We start from the raw sequence: 21,083 nt of genomic DNA, 5'->3' as shown, positions 1-21,083 counted from the left end.
TTCTACCTATCGACATACATATGTTTACATGTTTAATTACAAAACAACCTTAAGTAGCTTTTTTAAGCCACTCTGTTTCTAGGTGTTGAAATTTGCTTTTATAAAAAAGAATGCAAGAAATAGGTATGATTTTGGGTGAAATGAGTAAATAAAAATCACTTTATATCCTTATCTTTATACAACACAAAAAAACATTTATTATGAAAAAAACTTTACTTTTTACAATTGCTTTTTTAGGAGCAATTACTTTATCATCTGCACAAAACAGCGAAGCAATGGTAACCGATGCTATAGACACTGAAAATTTTTTAGTAGGAACAAATAAAGCCCTTAATGACCCTGCTATAGGTGCAATTACAGCTGGAACTGGAACAGTATCAACTAATGGGGCTTATATCGCTATTTCATCGGATTCTAATGATCCAGAATTAGATGGAACCTTTGTTTCTACGGATGATGTTCAAGGAACCCTAACTTTTACAGCAAAAACAACAAGCGCAAATTTAAATACAAACATAACACTTACGTTAAGAAAAAGAAAAGGAAACTCCGTAACAGGAACTGTAGACGTAGCAGGTGTTCAAGTAGAAACTTTCTCTGACCTTACAGATGCTACAACAGGAAATTCGTTAGAATATTTTAATGTGGTTTTAACTGGTGTAGAGCTAACTCCAACTGCTAAAACTATTACTATAAATATAAATTCATTACTAAGAGAAAGCCAAACTTCAGCAGGCCTACCAACAGTTAGATTCTCAGAAATTTCTATCGAAAAAACGGCCACTTTAAGCGTTGATGAGATTCATTCTGTTAACAGTGTTAGTCTGTATCCTAATCCTGTAACAAACAGCTTTCAAATCACTTCGAATAGAACCATCCAAAGTGTAGCACTATATAATATTACTGGAAGATTAACAAAAACTTTTAATGCAGCATCTAATTATGATATTAGTGATTTAGCAACAGGAATTTACCTTGCAAAAATCCATACAGATTTAGGTTCTAAAACACTTAGAATTGTAAAAAAATAAAGTATTTGATTAATAGCAAATTAAATATTAAAAGAGTTCCTAAGTCTATTGGCTAAGGAGCTCTTTTACTTTTCTATAATATGGTAAATAGGCTTGTTTAACCTATTACATTTGTAAAAAAAGATAACCCTTAATCTCTTTCTTTTCTCTTTTATATAATTAAAGAGAAAGAGCTTAGTAGAGGTTTGCGCCTAGATTAGACACAAAATCACTGTTTGTAATCAAAAAGTCGCGTAATTTGAAATCGAAGTAATTTAACTATCCGATGAAATCACCCCAAATTTTAATATTGGTTTTTCTTCTCTTGTCTAAGGTTGTATTATGTCAGTCTGCACCACCAATTAAGGGTCGTGTTGTTAGTGAAAACAAGACGCCTTTAGAACTAGTTTCTGTAGCCCTTTTAAAACAGAAGGATTCTACATATATAAATTATACAATTACAGATGTTACTGGAGCATTTGCTTTTCTAGAGGCTCCTAAAGACTCCTTGTTACTTCAATTTTCTTATTTAGGTTATATGTCCCATTTTGAGCATGTTTCTTATGCAAATAAGCCTATAGATCTTGGTGAAATCCTTCTTAAAGAAGACACGTATCAATTAGAAGCTGTTACGATATCTGCAGAAATTCCTGTTCAAATAAAAGAAGATACTATTGCTTTTAATGCCAATTCTTTTAAAGTAAACTCTAGTGATAATTTAGAAATGCTATTAAAAAAATTACCAGGTTTAGAGATCGATTCTAATGGTAAAGTTGTAGCGCAAGGCAATGAAGTCACCAAAATATATGTGGATGGAAAAGAGTTTTTTGGAGGTGATCCAGCTATTGTATTAAAAAATTTATCGGCAGATGCTATTGCAAAAATTGAAGTTATTGATAAAAAAAGCGATGAAGCAGAACTTACAGGTGTAACCGATGGTAATAAACAAGTGGTTATTAATTTCACGCTTAAAGCATCAAAAAAAAATCAAGGTTTCGGTAAGGCTTCCGCAGGTATTGGCTTAGATAGTCGCTATTTTAGTAATTTTAATTACAATAAGTTTTCACCTAAAACCCAGTTTTCCATTATTGGAAAACTAAATAACATCAATATTACAGGCTCTAACATTCAAGGCTTTCTAGAAAATGCCGATGGTATTGCAGATGAATCTGATGATGACGATAGCAATATAACATCCTCAAAAAGCTTAAGTGGTTATTTAAAAACAGGGGTTAGTGGCGTAAATTTTGGCCACGAGTTTAAAGAAAAAGAAGTGTTTAATGCCGATTATTTCTACAATCTTTCAGATAACAGAGGTACGTCTTTTTCAAAACGAATATCTTTTTCTAATACCAATAACTTTGATTACGAAGCAGAAAATACGTTTAACAAAGTTTCTAAAAATCACAATTTTAATTTCAATTATAAAAACAGATCCAACAAAACCAATAGCCTTATTATTAGAGGACGTTTAAATGCAGACGATGTTGTGCAAAATACATCTAGAGCGGGTTTTTATTATGATGAAGACGAAGCTTTACAAACTACAAACGTTCAAGAGTACCGAAATAAGAATACTAAAAAAGCATTACTTTTTAATGTAAACTACTATCAGAAACTAAAAAAAGCAGGACGTAGCTTTAGTGTTGGTTTTAATACCAATGTAAGTAAAAAAGAAAAAGATAATACGCAACACACGTTTATTACCAGAAACATTAGTAGCGATAATCTCTCCAATAGTGAAATTCTTGCCCTTAGGGACGAAGTTTTTAATAACGGCCAATATAAATTCAATTTTAAATATACAGAGCCACTAGGTGGTTATCATTATTTTAAATTTCAATCGTTTTTAAAGGTGTTAAATCAAAAGGAAGACATCTATCAACTTAAAACTACAGTCACAGATGATAATGCCGAAGAGCTTCTGGTATATAAATACAATAACAGAGAAGGGAGTTATCAAAACCGAATGGCTTACAGTTATAGTGCTAAAAAGCTGAATGTGTTTACTGGTGTTGAACTTCAAGAACTCGATCGCTCTTTTGGTGTCATAAACCAAGATAATTTCACGAGTAGTCAGTTTTATGTCAACCCATTTTCAACTGTACAATACAAACCCAAACAAGGCGTGAAATACCGATTGGTGTATAAAAGAATTATACGTAGCCCTAGAACTAATGAAAGCTCAACCGTTATTAATGACCTTAATCCTTTTTTTATTAGACGTGGTAATCCTGATTTAAAAACCGAAAAAAATGATGATTTTTCGCTATTGGCTAATATTTATAATTATAAATCGTCACTCAATTTTACAGGTACCATGCGATACCAGTTTTCTCAAGATGCTATTATACCCAACATTGTTATTGATGATGAATTTGTTAAAACAAGAAGTTACATTAATAGTGGCGATAGAAGACGATTAACGACAGCTTTTAATTTTAGTAAAAAAATTAAAGGATTAGGAATGCGTTATACCATTAAGAATAGTAGTTTTTATGATGCCTATACCGCATTGGTTAATTTGCAACTCAATGATGTTGTTGCTAAAGAGGTTTTAATAGGTTTGACTTTAGAAAATACAGCTAAAAATCTTATGGACTTAAAGTTAGGAACGCAATACAGTGTAAATAACACGTCGTTTTCTATAGAAAAAGACCTGAACAGAACGTATACCAAACAACATTATTTTTCTTCTGTAGATTATGATTTTACTAAACAACTAAACTTTAATACACAGTTTGATTATTTTGTGTTTTCAGATAATCAATTTTCTACTAATCTGCATCTCCCAATATGGAATATGGCTATTTCTTATACTGTTAAGAATAGTTCTAATATTGTAAAACTGGTTTTAATTGACCTTTTAGATAAAAATGTAGATTTTGAAAGAAGAAGTACTACTAATTATTTTGAAGAAACAACCTCAGAGAGTTTAGGACGCTATATTATTTTAAGTTATACCTATAGATTAGGTAACCGAAATAATAACAAAAACTAAAGGAATAAAGGCTTACAGAAGGTTCTTTCTTGTAATTGTAGATTAAAAAGACCCCGTTTCATTGCTGCTTGTTGTTTACGAAACGAAGTTCTCTAAAGGGTATAAAAAAATAATTTGTCATTCCTGCTTTATGTAGCGCAAGTAGCGCTTAAGCTAAACGCCGTAGAACGAAGTTGTCTTTTTGTGAAGATACCTTTGTTTGTACGTTGTTTGGAATGACAAATTATTTTCAAGTAGAATATAATTCTATAAAATTATTTCTTTATTAGTTTTAAGGTTGTTTTATTTCCGTTAGCATCAATAGCTTGTAAAAAGTACATACCAGACTTTATATGTGAGATGTCTATATTTTGATGCTGATTTTTAAACTCTAGTGTTTTTGCACCATGTATGTTATATAAAATCCCTGATTGTACAGGTTTATTTAAACTAAAAACCCCTTTTGTAGGATTAGGAAATATCAAAAGGTTTTGAACAGTATCTTCAACCTCATCTACGCCTAAACTTTCTAAATCTAAGTGAAAAGTAATATCATAAACTCTAAATCTAGGTGGTAGTGTTTCATCTGCATTCACTAAACCAGTCGTTAATAATTCCATGGTTTGAGCGGCTTCTGTAAAGGTAATAGGTGTGTCAAATTCGTAATACAAATCATCCGCATCTCTTGTACTTGTATATTCAAAGCTATGCGTGTTATCACCAATAGTAATATCAAAATTAGCCGTGTCTCCTTCACGAGATCGTACTCTAAAAACAATCTTTTCACATAATACAGGAGCTTCCGCTTTTACATTGATATTAAAACCATCACCACCACCAACAGTTCGCATTTGAACAAATGCCGAGTTTGCTGTAGTATTTCCTACTAATTCTGCATATACATCAGAACTTTCCGGATCAAACAACTGCGCTTCATCTACTGTGTTTAGGGTGATTTTAGTAACATTAACAATCTCTAATTGATTGGATAATACTGAAAAGTTATTTTCATCTCTTAAAGCAAAGGCAATTCTATATGCATTTTCTGGTACATTTGCAGTTATTATATTACCATTAATAGTTACTTCTCCAGCTTCAAACCATTCTTCATTGGATTCATTTAGTCTGTACAATAAATGACCATAACTAATTGCTGCTTTTGTGTCATCATCTACTAGTGTTAACGTAGAAACACCTGTGTTTTCATCATAAACTAACGAAGCTATTGAAGGCACTAATAGTTGGTTTTCTAAAGGACCATCAGCTTCCGCATAATCTGGATTCCATGACGGAATTCTTGCATCATTATTTGCTAAATATGCTTCCAATGTATCAATCATATCTTGTTTCAATGTCTGATCCATGGTATCTATAACATCTGTAGTTTCATTTATATCTACAAAATTATCTCCTCCATTATACAATTGATATGCTTCATAAGTATTGTCAATATATTTTTTATATATTTTATAATCACCTCTTCTTATAGATGATTTTGCTTTAAGATCACTACCAACACTAGGGTAATGCCAAAAAAGATCTGTTCTTTCTGTTGTTACGCCTCCTACTGTTTGTTCTACTATAGTATTATTTCCTTTTAACAGGTCGCTTAAATCTGCGCCATCTAAATCATCCATAAGAGGCTCAGCTATAGTTGTATCAGTTAACGATAAAATTGTTGGAAAAAAATCTAAACCATTAACAATATTGCTATATGTAGCTACAGGAATATCTGGTCCTGTTACAATCATAGGTACACGAATACCTCCTTCTTTAGCACTTGTTTTTCCTAAATCTAAAGGGTAGTTATCCGCTACAATTTCAAAACCATTAGCCGCATTATTTTGTTCAGAAGCTCCGTTATCTGAAGAAAAAATAATATATGTTGTATCAAATAATTTCATTCCAGGATGTCTTGGGTCATCCGTTGCTTTTAAATAATCAACTAACTTCCCTAAACTCCAATCTACAGTTTGCACCATAGCTCCATAAAATGGATTATGCTCTCCATCTGCAGTTAAAGGTGTTGTTTCCGTTGGTATACCATTTGGACCAACATCAGCAGGATCTATTTCACCTGCATCCACTAATGTTTGTGTTATGTCTTGTAACATTGGCAAATCTCTAGTTTGAATTGGTGTATGTACCAACCAAGTAGCCATATACAAGAAAAAAGGCTCTCCAGATCCACCATTAGCAGCGACTCTATCTGCCATATATGCTACAGCTTCATCTGTAACAGAATCATATGGTATTCCATCCGCATCTAAAGGGTAATTTGGATCATTCCCACCAAAATTTGAAATATCATATCTGTCACCCATATTTTGTTGCACACCTCTACTTGTAAATTCAGTATCAAAACCTTGGTCTACAGCTACAGGAAAACCATTGGCTCCATCAACATGCCATTTACCAATATGGCCTGTGTGGTATCCATTTGCACTTAAAGCTTCTGCTATTGTAAACTCATTAACATCTAATCTTTTTGGAAAATAAGGGCTTATTAATTTATTAGCAGCTTGTGAATTCTTTAATTTAGGTAAGATACCTCCAGATACTTGTGTTAATTTAGTTTTTATTGGGTGTCTACCACTTAGCATTGCAGCTCTAGAAGGTGCACAAGTTGGTGCAGGAGAATATGCTTGCGAAAATTTAGCGCCATCTGCAGCTAAAGCTTCCATCTTAGGAGTTTCCCAAGGTACTGGGTCTCCTACATTATTAAGGTTAGTATCTTGCCAACCCAAATCATCAACATAAAAAATAACAATATTCGGCTTATCTATGGTTTGACCATAAACTTGTGGGAATAAAAGTAAACTGAATAAAAAAAGTAGTGTCGTGTTTTTCATCGTGAAATTATTTTAGGTAAAAGTACTTTAAAGGAAGGATGTCTTGCTGCTAGTTTTAACCAAAAAGTTGCTGAAATCCACCTTTTTTGATTTTAGAATATTTGTGGTATCATATCGTTAAAGGGATGATGCATACTTGAATAACAAAAAAAGCACTATAGTATTTAGGACTATAGTGCTTTTTTTAAAAAGGAAATATACTTTACTATTTCACAGAAATAGCTTTGGTTGCAAATACTTTGGTTAATTTTTGATACCCAGCATCTGGATAGCTGATTAAGTAATTGTTTTCATCTACTAAATTAAAGACGTAGTGTGTTGTGCCTTCAGGTAAAGTCACAGAAGCTTTATTATCTTTTAATGTCATAGGTACAGGAAACCAAATCTCTCCTTTTATACCACCATTTGTAGTGTAAATAAGTTCGGCTTTAGTCACCTTAGCACCATTATTTTTAAAGCTTACCCAAACCGTATTGCCATCAGATCCATGATCTGCAACAGTAGGTGCTTTAGATTGGTTAGGTAAAGCTTTTTTACTCGTTGGATTCAAGAAAGGATATCTAGCGTTAAGTTGATCTAAGCGTTCTTGCAACAATTCATTCATTGCTTTTGCTTTCTCAGGCATTTCTAAGGCCAAGTTTTTTGATTCCTCAATATCTACACGTTTCGACCCGTTTTCATACAGTTGGTATAAATCTAGCGTTGTTCTTTCCTTAGTGTCTGTATAGTTTCGTACCAATTTATAATCTCCAATTCGTAAAGTCGATTGCATAGAACTGTTAGGGAAGTGCCACATCATAGAGTTTCTAGATGCTCCTGTCCAAGGGTCAATGACCAACTTAGAGTCCGTTGGGTCTTTATCTAATAAGGTAGATAAATCAGCACCATCAAGAATTTGATTCTCTTGTTTTTTAGTGCCTGTCCAGCTTAAGATTGTAGGGTAGAAGTCAATACCATTTACGATAACATTAGATTCTACGTTTGAAGCGATATTAGGACCAGTTATAATAAGTGGTACTCTAACACCTCCTTCTTTAGCGTTTATTTTTCCTTTATCTAAAGGGTAGTTGTCTGTTATAATTTCTTTTGTATGTCTTTCCATACCACCATTATCTGATGTGAAAATAACATAGGTATTTTCAATTAACATATGTCCAGGCCATCTCGGATCTTCTGTTTCTTTCAGGTATTTAAGTAATAATCCCGTATAATGATCTATGGTTTCAACCATGGCAGCATAATAGGCATTTCTTTGACCTGCTTCATCCCAAACATCACTTTCTCTTGGGTAGTCTATACCTAATTTTTCATAGTATTTTTTTAGCAATGCTTCACTTCTTGTATGAATAGGCGTATGTACTAAACGCGAACAATAGTAAAGAAAAAATGGATCTGCTTTAGAGGCATCCATAAAGTCAATACCATCTTGTGTAATATCATCAAAAGGGAAACCTTCTTCGTCTAAATAAAAAGGATCTGAAGGATCTGTAGTGGCAAATCCTGTTGTTCTATCCTTCATTTTTTGATGTGATCCAAATCCATGTTCAGAGAAATCAAAACCTTGCTGCTTAGGTAAAGGTTCATCCGATCGTGCAGCACCTACATGCCATTTTCCTGAGTGTCCTGTTTTATAACCATTAGATTGAAGCGATTCTGCAATAGTAACTTCTGAAGTATCTAAAGCGCCACGCATCCAAGGGCTAATTAAGGTAGAACCATGATTGAAAGGTAAAGGCGGATGACCACCTCTAACATTGGTACGTTCTAAACGCACAGGATGTTTACCCGATAATATGGCACCTCTTGAAGGCGAACAGGTTGGTGCTGGCGAATATGCTTGCCAGAACATTACGCCTTCTTTGGAGAGTTGATCAATGTTTGGAGTTTCAAATGGAGATGGTTCATCTACATCATAGCATTTTACGTCTTGCCAACCCAAATCATCGGTTAAAATTAGTAATACATTAGGTTTACTTGGTCTTTCGTTGTCTGCATGAGTTTGACTGCTGCATGTTGTTGGGATGCTAAACAGTACAAAAAATGAAAGTAGGAATATTTTATACATTGTATTAAAGTAATAATTTATAAGATCTATTTATTTAGAATATGATTAGTTTTTCTTCTTCTTTTTCTTTCTTTTCTTTTTCTTCTTGTTGCTTGCTCTTTTTAAAATTTCCTCATAGGTACCAATTAAATAAGGTTTTTTCTCTTCAGCAGTGGCATTTCTATCAAATAACACACCATATTTTTGATAACGATTATCTGTAGTAGCTTCATTTCGCAACTTTTCGAGTTGTTCATCATAGATAGCACGCATTTTTTCAAGCTGTTTTTTGGCAGAAGGATCGCTGGCTTTATTGGTCATTTCTAATTTGTCTTCTCCAATATGAAAAAGTTCTTCAGTAGGATTCATGCGATCATCTTCATACTGCCAAAACACGTATTTCCAATCTTGCGAAACAACTCCCATAGCTTGTATTTCGTCATTTCCCCACATATTAGTCAATGCAACAGTTTCGCGTTTAAATTTCCTAGGTTTTTCTATCAATAGGTTTAAATCTTCTCCATCCATGTTTTCTGGTGCTTCTAAACCTGCATACTTTAAAATGGTTGGAGCTAAATCAATATTTGCAGTAATGGCCTCACGACGTACTCCTCTTTTTTTACTTGGTACTCTAGGATCGTAAATGATAAGTGGAGATTTAGATGCTTCTTCATAAGGTAAAACTTTTCCGCCAAAACTGTGTGCACCACAGCTATAACCATTGTCACTAGTGAAAATAATGATGGTGTTATCGGCAATGCCTTGTTCTTCTAAAGTTTTTCTAATCATACCCAAAGCATAATCGACACCATGGATTAATTGGTTGTAATTTTTAATGGTTTTTTGGTAGCTCTCTTCAGAATCTCTCCAAAAGTCGTAGCTATTGTACTGTCGTCCTGTTTTTGCTTGAGGTGCTAAATGTTCTGCGTTTTCTGCTCCGTAATTATCGGGTTTCTTGTATGTTTTTCCTTCGTAAACATAGTCGAAATATTGATCTGGTGAAAAAGGCATGTGTGGCGCCTTGAAGCTAATAGACATAGAAAACGGTTTACCAGTGGCTTTAGCTTCTATAATAAAATCTTCTGCCCAAGCGGCATACGCTCTAGTACTATGCGGATATTTTTCGGCATATTTAGCCATGTATTTATTTTTGGCTGTTCGGTAACTAGTTTGTCCTAAGCCACCTGCCCAATTGTCAAAATCATCAATAGGAAGGTCTTCCCATTTATTATGACTTGTGCCATTGCCATCATCAGAAACGGCTAAGCCAAATTTACCTGCAAATCCAGTGTAATACCCTTGCTCTCTTAAAAGTACAGGATAAGATTTAGCAAATTTTTCTTTTCTAAGTGGACCATGTTCAAAATTACAACCTGCTTTATATTCATACATTCCGGTAAGAATAACCGCTCTACTAGCCATACAAATGGCTGTGGTGTTATAATGGTTTTCAAATAATACCCCTTCTTCTGCTAAGGCATCCATATTTGGGGTTACCACTTGGTCGTTACCATAACAACCTGTTGCGATACTGGTTTGGTCATCGGATAACAAGAAGATGATGTTTGGTCTGTCTTGAGCAAAACTGCTTGCCGTAATAATGCTGAAAATGCATGATAAAATGATATGCTTCATATAGCTTTTGTTGCTTTTTTATTATTTATTAATGTTGGAAATATAAGTGTTATTTAGAAACGATTATTTTTTTGGTGATGCTGAGGTTATTACCATCGGTAAGTTTTACAAAATAAATTCCTGTATCTAAAGATTTCATATCTATTTGTGTTGTAGTAGTACCATTGTTCCAAACTTTTTGCATCACTTTTGTTCCTATAGTACTAAAAATAGTGATGTAATTGACCTCTGTAGTTAAACGGTTAATGGTTAAAACTTCTGCTACTGGGTTGGGGTAGAATTTAACTTCTGAAGTATTAAAACTTGTTACAGACAAAGGTTCTTCACCTACTAAATGTGCACCTTCAGGTCTTATGTAAGGTTCACATTCGGCAATAGGAGTTGCTAAAAGTCTGTCGTTAATAGTTTTCATAATTAGCATTTCATCATCCATCATATACCCTTTGTCACTTCCTGTATCATCGATAGTTGTTGCAAAGGTTACGGCAGCATTGGCTTGTACCAGGCGCTTCGTAAATCTATAGGCATCTTCAATACCAAAGACTATGGGATGAGAAGATACATGCCATTTTTCTCTAATAGGAAACCACGCGTGTTTTAATACGGTATTTCCTTGGTACATAGACCATGGGTTTTCTACCATATTAGGTATGGTATACTCTTCATAAGCCCAAGAGTTTGGTGGTGCGCCTTGCCCAAGTGGTGTTACATGTCCTTTGGTAAAATCTTGATAGGTGCTATTGGCTTCAAATTTTATAATTCTATAGTCGCTATCATCTTCATCATCAATACCGTCAGAATCCACTAAAAGATTATTGCCGTTTTCATCTGTAAAATAAAGGCCTGTAGGTTGTGCTCCTATAACTGCAGTAGGATCTGCATCTTTAATCATTTGTGTAAAATCTTCTAAATGCCCATCATTGAGAAGTTCAGAAGTAGTATCTAGCCAATAACCATCGGCATAATCTTTAACTTGTAGAACAAAGCCTTCAATTAAATCCTTGTATGCTGCATATTCGTCGCCTGCAAAATTGTTAGTGTAATAATTAATCCAAGCGGCTTCAATATCTGCACCATCATCAATCGCTCTATCTAAATAATTGGTAGAGATGTACAAAATCACCTTTTTTCCATCGTCTATGAACTTTTGCATGACTTCAAAAATGATGTTTTCATTAGCTACACTAGGTACTAATGCTTCGTGGATTTCATTCGCCACATCTACATTACTATTTTGTCTTAAAGTGAAATAATGCGAATGCGCAAAGTACGATAAGTTTGTAATCACATGGCCTACGGCAGGTAATTCATCTACCACTTCTTGAGCACCAGCAGGTAGATCATAACCTCCAGCGACTTCAGAATCTAAACGCTCACCTCCATAGACTGGAAAGGTAATTCCCCATGAACCTGATAACCATGAAGCTTTATGTGAAGCGACGTCTACTACTTGATCTGTTGTACCACTAATGGAGTCTATATAATAGGTGGTTGCAGGAACTGATGTTGTGCCATTGGCAAAACCTAAAGCAATATATTGATAGCCATCTGCATTAATAATGGCGTTTGGAATTGTAGTATCGTTAAAATTAAAGGTAAAAGTTTCCCATTGTTGGCCAACGGTAAAGTTGAGTTCTATAGCACTTTCTGGACTAACTGTAGCATGAGATAAGTGCACACTTATTTTTGAATTATCTGTTGTTAATGCAGCTGTAGGAATATCAATATACGCCTTGAAGGTTACAGAATATCCTGAAAAATCAGTTACAGCGTTATATAAATCGAATTTTAAAAAAGCGTCTTGACCTTGGGCTCTATTAAATTTAGAAACGGTCGCATTTGTATTTATTCCGGTAAGGTATGGATTAGAAACATCTCTAAGAAATGTACCTGAGCTTGTACTTTCTTGTTCAATTTTAAAGGTATTCGTTTCATTTTCGTACCATACAAATTGTGCATTAGATAATTGAACGAAAAACAGTAAAAAAAAGAAAACTGTTAGAGATTTATTCATTATTAAAGAGTTAACTTATCATTAGTAAACCAAAGATATATTGTGAATAGGGAATCTCGTTTCTTAAAATAGTCAAATACTTGCTCTAAAGCATCATTTGTAATTAACGAAAACAAAAACTCAGGTTTCTATTAAAAAGAAGCGAGGGGTTGTAAGTTTTCTCAAGAATGCTTTAGGTTGTTCCCTGAAGTTATTTCATTTTTAAGTGTGTCTTTTAGCAACAGGATTATACAGTTTGTAATTATAATTTGTGTGGCTACTTTATAATATAAAAAAGTCCTGAGTTAAAAATTTAACAAAGGACTTTTAATTGTTGTGTCATCTAATGAGAGGACTCATCTATTATTTTTTAAGAAAGCTTAAAAGCTTTTCTGTTTCAATCTTCAATAGAGAACCTAATTTTAAAACTTAGGTTCTAATACTTCTTAATTTATTTCATACGTAATCGTATCAATATAAAAGTCAAGACCGTTATCTAAATTTGTAAAGTTATTACCTACTAGTCTAATTTCTCCACTAATGATATCTGAAGTTAGTTCAGCACCTGAAGGTGTTCCTGTAAAATCAAATACCACAGTATGCCATTGCGCTTCGTTCGTTTCTTCAAAATTAACTTGTACTTGTTGTGCCGCAGTTCCATCACTTAAATAGAATCTCAAACGCTCATTACCATCAAAATTACTAATGTCATTGAAACTAGGCCAGTACATACGTACGGTTACTATTAAATTAGAATACTCAGCAAGAGTAACACCTTCTCCTTCGTTGAAATCAAAATTAAGGCTTTTATTTCCACTACCAGAAGTAGAGCCAATAGTCCATTTTGTTACATTGGTAGCTTCTGCATCTGATGCGTCAGGATTTGCTACTGTGGATACAGAACAATCTGTACACGTAGTTGATAATGTTAAATTTGTAATTGAATTGTCAACATCAAGCCAAGTGTTTTGTGTAGGTTCAGTTGTATTACCATCTTTCTCAACAATTACTTTTGCTAACCTAAAAATAGGATTTGTTGTATTACCTTCAGTTAACATTTCATCTAGTGTAATAGTAACAGTAAGCGGTGTGCCAGAAACTAGTGAAATCATTGATGCAAATTGAAAATCGATAGCAGGAGCACTACCACCATTTTCTGTTGATGTAGCTGCATAAGAAAAAGGTGTATCTGGATAACCTGTAACAGAAACAGTTCCGCTAACGCTACCTTTTGCTCTTTTTGCTAACTCTAAATTTAAAGTAGCATCAAATGCAGTAGTTGCATTTGTAGTTAAGTCAAAAGTGAAAACTGCAGTGGCACCATCATCACTAGCATCTTCAGTACTAACACCTATAAAATTATTGTTTTCAACAAGTATTCCTGTACCTCCTACGGTAATAATATCTTGATTAAGATCATCATCATCTTCCTTTCCTACATTGAATGTTTGACTATTCTCTCCGGCTTCATCAAATACTATTTCTGGGTTAGTATTATCGTCACCACCACCTTCGCCATCACCATAATCAACATCTGATTCTAAGATGATTTGTACTACAAATCCTTCCGTATTATCTATACTGTCAGAAATAAAGATGAATCTTCCAATATTTTCAAAATTGAAAGAATAAACGCCATTTTCTTGACCATTAGTTGCTTCTACAAGTGTTTCCGTAACGTATGGCCAGTTATTGCCATCGGCATCATCAATTCTAAGCGTTGGATGTTTGGCTTTTAAGGTTCCAAATGCATATTGTAACTCTTCCTCAAGTGCACGAGGATAACTAGTCGTATAGCCTTCGTACAAGTCAGAATATAAATATATTTTATCAATAATATCTGTTGTTGTGTTTACGCCAAACCCTATTCCTTCAGATAAATATTGCCATCTTACTAATCCGTCTACGGCTTGAGTTATTTCTTCGGGCTCGCCGTGTAATGCTTCTAACTCTACTGAAGTATCCACGCCTATTTCTATACCTTCTACGGTTTTGAAATCTACGGTGCCATATTCGTTTACACCAAATGAACTTGGTTCTGGTACGATTACTGGATCGTAGTCAGGGTCAGATGAACAGGATATGCTAAACAATAATAGAATAGCTGAAATATACTTGATAGTTTTCATAAAGTTTAAATTAGTATTAATATGTCTTCAAATATCTCATACTTATGCGAAAAAACGATTCTTTATTCTATCAAATGCTTGCTCTTTTTATGCATAAGTACGTTTAGTCGTTAAATAGAGCACTAAGATAGCGTTTTGACTTTTAGTGGATTCCAAATTATATAAATGAAATATATGTATTTTAAAAAGCAAAATGTATTTGGAACTGAGGTTTAAAAGGTAATTTAAATTAGTTGAGTTCCGATACCAATGTTTTACATCGTTCTCTATATTGATTTAAAACCTCAAGATAGTCTTTGTTTCCCACTAAGTTATTTTGCTCTTTAGGATCGTTAATAATATCGTATAGTTCTTCGTAAATTGGTTTTTCATCATTTTCTACAGTCTGATTAGGAACATATTTTGAGCGGTCATTGTCCTTACTAAAGGAACGAATGTATTTAAACTGTTTACTTCTTACCCCTTCTTGTCTTGGGTAGCCTTGGTCGGTGAATAGGTTTTCTAAAAAGATATCTTTTCGCCAGTCAATGGATTCATCATGAATTAAAGGCAGTACGCTTTTACCTTGATAAGATTGCGGTGTTTCTATATTACATAGTTCTAAAATAGTGGCAGGAATATCTTGACCAACCACCAAGTCATCAATAACTTTTCCTTTGGTTTGATCCTTAAAAAATGGTGAATACACAATCATAGGCACATGTACAGATTCATCATATAAAATGGTTTTTCCGCCTAGGCCATGTTCGCCTAAAAATAAACCGTTGTCCGAACAAAAGACAATAATGGTATTCTCAGCTTCACCGATTTCCTTTAAAAACGCGCGTAGTTCCCCAAGCATTAGGTCAATGGCATAGACCGCACGATCCATTTTCAGTTTTTCGTTGAGCAACTTTCCTTTATTAGAGGTCACGTAGTATTTCATTAAATCTTTAGTGGCATACACATTGTCTGGTAAACTAATGTCTTGCGGATACCCTTCAGGTAATTCAATCTGATGTTTAACGTCCTCGTATTTTGTTTTGTAATATTCCGGATCTTCTGGCTGCGTGCCCATTCCGCCAATACTAGAGGCATGCGGTAGATTTAAATTAATCCAAGCCGAAAAAGGTTTGTTGGGATCTCTTTTGTTGAGTTGTTTTTTGATGGAAGGCTGCGCATTTTCATAAAAGTAATCGTAAGTATCATCTTGAGTTAAAAACGCTTTTGTAGCTTCTAACATCCCTTCAATTTGGGTTTTGTTTTTAAGGTTTGAAAATTGCTTGTGTCGTTTTGCAGGATAAAATCCTAAATGCCCATTGCCATAGTAAGCAAAGTCTGTGTTTTCGTTTAATGGCGTGTTGTGTTTGTCACCAATTTTAGTGTGACTCTTACCAATAAACGCCGTAGAATAACCTGCCTCTCTTAAAAGTACTTGCCAGCTTTTTTTATAGGTGTCTTCTGCAATGATATTTTTCGAGATATAATTAAAGCCGATTTTATTTCTGCGTTCCCATTGTCCTGTAAATATATTGGCTCTACTTGGTCCGCAAATAGGACTTGTAATATAAGCGTTATTAAAAAAGACGCCTTCTTTTGCAAGCTGATCTATATGTGGAGTTTCCGTTACCCGATCGCCTGTCATGCTTAACGAATTGAAGCGTTGATCGTCTGAAAACACAAAAATAATATTTGGTTTCTTCGGTTGTTCTTGTGCTGTACAGGAACAGAACGACGTGAGTATAAAGAGGCTATATAAAAAGGTTTTCATGTGTTTGTATTTATTGTTTTTTAGCGGTCACATGCTGTTCGCTATTAATCATTCTGTTGGGTGATGATATTTTTAGCATGCTTGTTTCATAATAACTTAATAAGAACTGTAATAGTTATGACCAGGTAGACGTTTTGTTTTCTTTCCATAGCCGAAAAGGTTTTGTTCATCTTCTAATTTTGGTAATTCTTCAATGTTTAAATCTGTTTGATTTAATGATTTTGAAGTAATGACAACAGTTTCATTGCTTTTTAAAGCGATCGTATAAAACCCGTCTGAAGATGCCTCCACTGAAATTGATTTTCCGTTTTTATAAAATTTCGGATTCTCGAAATCCACTTGAACAGTACATACGTTGCCTTTTAAACTTTTAACCGACACAAATTCCGTTTCGCCTTCTACTTTTTTCGCACTTACTAAAAAGGCACCTTGTGTTCTAAAATCGTGAAAGGCTACATCTTTCCATTTTTTAGGACTGGCCGGAAATACACGAATTTTTCCTCCCCAACTTTGTAGCATCATATCGTGTAAACTTGTGGCAAAGGACAGTGGACTTTCAATTACCGGATTTATTTTGCCTTCAGAATACATGGTGGTTGAGGAAATGTTTTTGTGCTTAATTAAGAAATCGAGGTAATAATAGGCTTTTTCAGCATCACCTAAATTAGCATACATAGAAGACGCTCCTGTTGCCGTATAACCGGTTACAGGCATGGCTTTAATCTTTTTGCCACTATTAAATGTAACATCTAACCAATGGTCTAAAGAGGTACGTAATAACTGTTTGTCTTCTTCTTTTTCTGGTGTAATCACCATTAAAGGGTAAAAAGCGAGTAGATGCGAATAATGACGATGTGGATTAGCAAAAGGTCTATCTTTTCCAACCATAAGGCCATTCTCATCAATTTGAAAATCTACCAAATTATCTAATAGATGTTGCCATTCTTTTTTAAGCGGGTCGTTTATGTGATGTTCATTGTCAATGTCAATAAGGGTTTGGCAACTCCAACGAATTAGAGCCAAGGTAAAGTTAATATCCTGACCACGTCCTGGTTTGTATTCAGGCGACCAACTGTATTTAATATGAATTTTACCGTCTTCGTACTCTACAGGATTATCTTTAATATAGTTTAAATAACTATTTACAGTCTTTTTCAAAATCGGAAACAACTTATCGCGCATACGCTCATCATCACCTGCAAATTGACAATGCAACCAATAATCATTTAGAATCCATGCCAACATATCTGGAACTTTCCCACCATTGAAAGCAATTAAATCTTGAGGCATTAAAGCCGCAACGGCCGCACTGTTTTTCCAATGTTTAGTCACATTGTTTTCTAGGTTTTCGGTGTACTTATCAATGTTGTTGGGTAAAGATTCACCTATAGCCATTCTATTGGCAGTTAAATGCGTCCAATAAATGAGTTGCACGTTTAAATCGCCCCAAACCATTGGCCAAAACGTTCTGTTGTACCAAGGGCCCATTAAATCTAAAATTGGTCCGTTACCTCGAGAGGCAGAGCCTAATTTGTACATTTGTATCCAGTAAAACGATTCCTTTTCGGCATCGTTGATGGTTATAAAACTCAACGGATAATACGCGTGCCACCATTCTTGATGCGTTGCTATAAAGTTGTTATCTTTAATAATGGCATCAGCAGTTTCTAAGTTTTTAGTAACAATATCCAAGGAATTATGTTCCGGGAAGGTATGATGTACACTCGCAATTAATTGTTGTTTTTTAGAAGCATTACCTGTTATCTTATAACCTGTAGTGGTTTCTCCTCTATTATCAAATAAGGCTTGATAGCAGAAATTATAGCCATTTTTTTTGCTGAATTCTGCCTTTGGTGCCATTTCTAAAGTCACCGCTCTCATTTTATCCCAAGTACCTCCTTTTGGACCTCCACCTTTTTGTAGAACTTCGTAAACCGGTGGAATAGGAGCTTCAGCATGCCATGTGATTTCTACAGCTTCGTTTTTAGCATCCGTTTCAAAATAAATAATATCATTAGTGCTGTGTGTAAGTCCTTTAATGTTATAAGACCCTTGAGAGGTTGTTATCGTTCCTGTAAGTTCGGCATTCCATAAATCTAGGCGCATATCTACACTTGTAATTTTTCCTTTAGAGGCTAATTTAAAATGCCCCAATGGTAATCGACTGCGTTTGATCCAAAGCATTTCTTCGGCTTTGGTTGCGGCTTCTCTATGATCGTAATAATCATGTCTTCCAATATGTAGCGAAACCACATTGTCATTTTCTTCAGGACTTTGATATAATAAAAACCCAACATTCCCATTTCCAGAATAAGGTGCGGTTTGCCATTTGTCTGGCATAATATCCCAAAGCATATCATGTTTGGATAAAAAAGACTGGTAATCGACTTTAAAATCGACATTTTGCCCTTGCATTATTTGCGTAAAGCAAAACATAAACAACAGATACGATAAGGTGGATTTAAATAGTCTATATAGATTCATTATTAAGGTATATAATATTAAATATAAAGATAGAATAGAATCTTTTAAGCTGTTTTCTCTATTCGTTCAAAAGCTTGCTGAATATAAGCATTGTTTATTCTACGCCTTTGATACTGAGTTTTTCAAGAAATTTAATAGATAAATCCATCGTTTTATTAAAAATAGTATCCGCTTTCTGTTTCCGAAAAAAGGAGCCATTAAAAAAGCCATGACCTTTCCCTTCAAAAGGAATTAATTCGCATGTATTTCCAGCTTCAGTCATTAATTTAGTGAAGCGTTCAACATTTTCAAAAGGAACAGTTTGGTCTGCGGTGCCATGGAATATTAACGTGGGTGGAATGCCTTCTTCAACATGATCATTTGGTGATAGCTCTGTTTTTCTATCTTCACCTACTTTTTCAATACCATAGCCTTTTTCTGTGGTGTCAATGACTGGATTAAAAAGTAACATCGCATTAGGAATAGAACTAATATCTAAATTTTCATCTGTTTCATCAAAACCTTTAATAACACCTGTGCAGGCTGCTATATGGCCACCTGCAGAGGCGCCTGAGGCTATAATTTTATTAGGGTCAATTCCGAGTGTATCAGCCTGCGCTCTTAAAAAACGAATAGCAGATTTTGCATCTGTAACCGATTCAAAAGGTGTGGTTTTGTGTTTGCCACGAACCCTGTATGCCGCAGAAATAGCTAGAAAGCCGTGATCTGCAAAATACCGTGCTTGTTGGTAAAATTGCTTTGGGTGACCGCCAACCCAACCGCCTCCAAAAAAGAAAACTATTACAGGCCGTTGGTCTGAAGCTTTGTAGTTTGAAGGTTTAAAAACATGCATTTTTAAGTTGCCTTGCGCTGTGGTTTTGTAGATTAAAGTACTGTCTGGAACAAAATTAGCTTGACCTTTTACTGTAAAAGAAAAAGCGATTAAGAATGTCGTAAGAAGTATTTTAAGAGATGTCATAAAAAGTTAAGGCTTGAAAGTTTCATTCAAGGGCATTTTTAATGCCAAGTGATCTTAGCTTCTTTAGTTTTGGTATTCACCCAAACGGAAGCATGTTCATATTCGCGCGTAAACTCCCAACCTGTTGTTGAGGTTCTATGATATGCACCTTTAGGAGCACCTAATGGTTTTTGCAATTCTGGATATTCCATTAAAGAGCCATGTGCCAATTGCCAACCCCAACCATATTGAAAATAAGAATAGGGTTGCGCGCCTATTAAATAACAAGCGTGATAATATTCTAATTTCTCTTTAGAGAGTTTTGCATAACGTTCATTTCTCTTTTTGCCTTTATAATAGGAAGGATTGGCGATCGCTACACTATCATACTCCACACCAATTCTAAATATTGACATTTTTCCAGCTTTAGATATTTTAAGCATGTCTTCCCAATCCGTAAGCAGTTTTTCTTTGGTTAACATTTTATCGCCATAATGTTCAAACATATTGGCATCTATAGACGGGAATACATATCGTGCCAATTTAGCATTTGCATTGTTCCCTAATAGTATTTTATCAGGCCCTAGTTTTTCTTTTAGGGCTTTCATCATAGTTCCCATTGCTTTTTGAACGTCTTGTGCTTTATCTTGGCGTAACCAGGCAAAACCATGCATTTGATCTATAAACGCACCATCAGCACCAGAAAATTCAACCGCTTCTGCGACTGTATTTACCCACCATTCCTGAAAATCTGGATTTAAAACATCAAAATAAAAAACGTTTTTTCGTTCTTCTAAGGATTTGGTTTCGGGATTTTCTATTAAAAAGGCCTTTAGTTCTGGGTAATTATTAATGTTTTCTTTCGTAAAATTTTGGTTGTAAGAAGTGAAAGGCCAAGCATAAGCCGAATTAAAATAAAAAAGCACTTTCATATCTGGTTTTGCCTTTTTAAACGCTGCGACTTCATGTTTTGCGCCTAATTCTGCAGCGCCTAAATCCCCATGACCATGCGATTTTTCAATACAAATAAAGTCTGTTCGTTCTGCAATAAATTCAACTTCTTCTGGATGTAAAACGCGTTTTGGATCCCCAAACATATAGTACATCGGTGTCGTTTCCCAGCTAAATTTCGGATAAAATGATTTTGTCTCAAAAGTACTACCATCACTTATTGTATAAGGGATTTGAGCGGTTTTACATGAGCAAAACAATAAAATAATTGAGAGTATACTAATGCTAGAAAGACTAAATTTCATGAAAGTAGGATGA

The 21,083-nt window shown here is 34.5% G+C and carries 11 protein-coding genes; 2 read left to right on the top strand and 9 right to left on the bottom strand.

Features of this window, described 5'->3' with window-relative positions; all coding sequences use genetic code 11:
• The first annotated feature begins 200 nt into the window (after positions 1-200).
• Positions 201-1,031 (top strand): T9SS type A sorting domain-containing protein, encoded by an 831-nt coding sequence (locus ACFSSB_RS08260; RefSeq protein WP_379903065.1) that lies wholly within the window; start codon positions 201-203, stop codon positions 1,029-1,031.
• 265 nt (positions 1,032-1,296) lie between these two features.
• Positions 1,297-4,011 (top strand): outer membrane beta-barrel protein, encoded by a 2,715-nt coding sequence (locus tag ACFSSB_RS08255; protein WP_379903063.1) that lies wholly within the window; start codon positions 1,297-1,299, stop codon positions 4,009-4,011.
• A gap of 254 nt (positions 4,012-4,265) precedes the next feature.
• Here the strand turns inward: ACFSSB_RS08255 and ACFSSB_RS08250 are convergent, their stop codons facing one another.
• The 9 genes from ACFSSB_RS08250 to ACFSSB_RS08210 all read right to left on the bottom strand — a co-directional run bounded on the left by ACFSSB_RS08250 (position 4,266) and on the right by ACFSSB_RS08210 (position 21,070).
• Positions 4,266-6,842 carry a sulfatase-like hydrolase/transferase gene (locus ACFSSB_RS08250; protein ID WP_379903061.1) on the bottom strand — a complete coding sequence of 859 codons (2,577 nt, stop codon included), beginning with the start codon at positions 6,840-6,842 and terminating at the stop codon, positions 4,266-4,268.
• A 205-nt stretch (positions 6,843-7,047) separates the two neighbouring features.
• The gene (locus tag ACFSSB_RS08245; protein ID WP_379903058.1) at positions 7,048-8,907 is read right to left on the bottom strand and encodes a sulfatase; all 1,860 of its coding nucleotides are present in this window, start codon (positions 8,905-8,907) and stop codon (positions 7,048-7,050) included.
• A 45-nt stretch (positions 8,908-8,952) separates the two neighbouring features.
• On the bottom strand, positions 8,953-10,521 hold the full coding sequence (locus tag ACFSSB_RS08240; protein ID WP_379903056.1) for a sulfatase family protein: 1,569 nt from the start codon (positions 10,519-10,521) through the stop codon (positions 8,953-8,955).
• A 49-nt stretch (positions 10,522-10,570) separates the two neighbouring features.
• Entirely contained in the window at positions 10,571-12,535 is a 1,965-nt protein-coding gene (locus ACFSSB_RS08235) for a T9SS type A sorting domain-containing protein (protein WP_379903054.1), read from the bottom strand.
• A 425-nt stretch (positions 12,536-12,960) separates the two neighbouring features.
• A complete protein-coding gene (locus tag ACFSSB_RS08230) occupies positions 12,961-14,643 on the bottom strand; it encodes a hypothetical protein (protein ID WP_379903052.1) in 1,683 nt (560 codons plus the stop codon).
• Positions 14,644-14,872: 229 nt separating this feature from the next.
• Entirely contained in the window at positions 14,873-16,393 is a 1,521-nt protein-coding gene (locus ACFSSB_RS08225) for a sulfatase-like hydrolase/transferase (RefSeq protein ID WP_379903050.1), read from the bottom strand.
• 96 nt (positions 16,394-16,489) lie between these two features.
• Positions 16,490-18,808 carry a glycosyl hydrolase family 95 catalytic domain-containing protein gene (locus ACFSSB_RS08220; RefSeq protein WP_379903048.1) on the bottom strand — a complete coding sequence of 773 codons (2,319 nt, stop codon included), beginning with the start codon at positions 18,806-18,808 and terminating at the stop codon, positions 16,490-16,492.
• Between the two features lie 163 nt (positions 18,809-18,971).
• Positions 18,972-19,835 (bottom strand): alpha/beta hydrolase, encoded by an 864-nt coding sequence (locus tag ACFSSB_RS08215; RefSeq protein ID WP_379903046.1) that lies wholly within the window; start codon positions 19,833-19,835, stop codon positions 18,972-18,974.
• Between the two features lie 38 nt (positions 19,836-19,873).
• On the bottom strand, positions 19,874-21,070 hold the full coding sequence (locus ACFSSB_RS08210) for a putative glycoside hydrolase (RefSeq protein ID WP_379903044.1): 1,197 nt from the start codon (positions 21,068-21,070) through the stop codon (positions 19,874-19,876).
• Positions 21,071-21,083: the final 13 nt, after the last annotated feature.

This window comes from Lacinutrix gracilariae (genome assembly GCF_042684485.1).
Taxonomy (GTDB): Bacteria; Bacteroidota; Bacteroidia; order Flavobacteriales; family Flavobacteriaceae; genus Oceanihabitans; species Oceanihabitans gracilariae.
The sequence above is the reverse complement of the archived record's forward strand: the minus strand, read 5'-3'. Positions and strand labels throughout refer to the sequence as shown.

What these genes read in the sequence shown, in the direction of transcription:
- ACFSSB_RS08230 (WP_379903052.1), bottom strand. Translation starts at nt 14,643, where the DNA reads ATGAAAACTATCAAGTATATTTCAGCTATTCTATTATTGTTTAGCATA.
- ACFSSB_RS08235 (WP_379903054.1), bottom strand. Translation starts at nt 12,535, where the DNA reads ATGAATAAATCTCTAACAGTTTTCTTTTTTTTACTGTTTTTCGTTCAA.
- ACFSSB_RS08260 (WP_379903065.1), top strand. Translation starts at nt 201, where the DNA reads ATGAAAAAAACTTTACTTTTTACAATTGCTTTTTTAGGAGCAATTACT.
- ACFSSB_RS08255 (WP_379903063.1), top strand. Translation starts at nt 1,297, where the DNA reads ATGAAATCACCCCAAATTTTAATATTGGTTTTTCTTCTCTTGTCTAAG.
- ACFSSB_RS08225 (WP_379903050.1), bottom strand. Translation starts at nt 16,393, where the DNA reads ATGAAAACCTTTTTATATAGCCTCTTTATACTCACGTCGTTCTGTTCC.
- ACFSSB_RS08210 (WP_379903044.1), bottom strand. Translation starts at nt 21,070, where the DNA reads ATGAAATTTAGTCTTTCTAGCATTAGTATACTCTCAATTATTTTATTG.
- ACFSSB_RS08245 (WP_379903058.1), bottom strand. Translation starts at nt 8,907, where the DNA reads ATGTATAAAATATTCCTACTTTCATTTTTTGTACTGTTTAGCATCCCA.
- ACFSSB_RS08250 (WP_379903061.1), bottom strand. Translation starts at nt 6,842, where the DNA reads ATGAAAAACACGACACTACTTTTTTTATTCAGTTTACTTTTATTCCCA.
- ACFSSB_RS08215 (WP_379903046.1), bottom strand. Translation starts at nt 19,835, where the DNA reads ATGACATCTCTTAAAATACTTCTTACGACATTCTTAATCGCTTTTTCT.
- ACFSSB_RS08220 (WP_379903048.1), bottom strand. Translation starts at nt 18,808, where the DNA reads ATGCAAGGGCAAAATGTCGATTTTAAAGTCGATTACCAGTCTTTTTTA.
- ACFSSB_RS08240 (WP_379903056.1), bottom strand. Translation starts at nt 10,521, where the DNA reads ATGAAGCATATCATTTTATCATGCATTTTCAGCATTATTACGGCAAGC.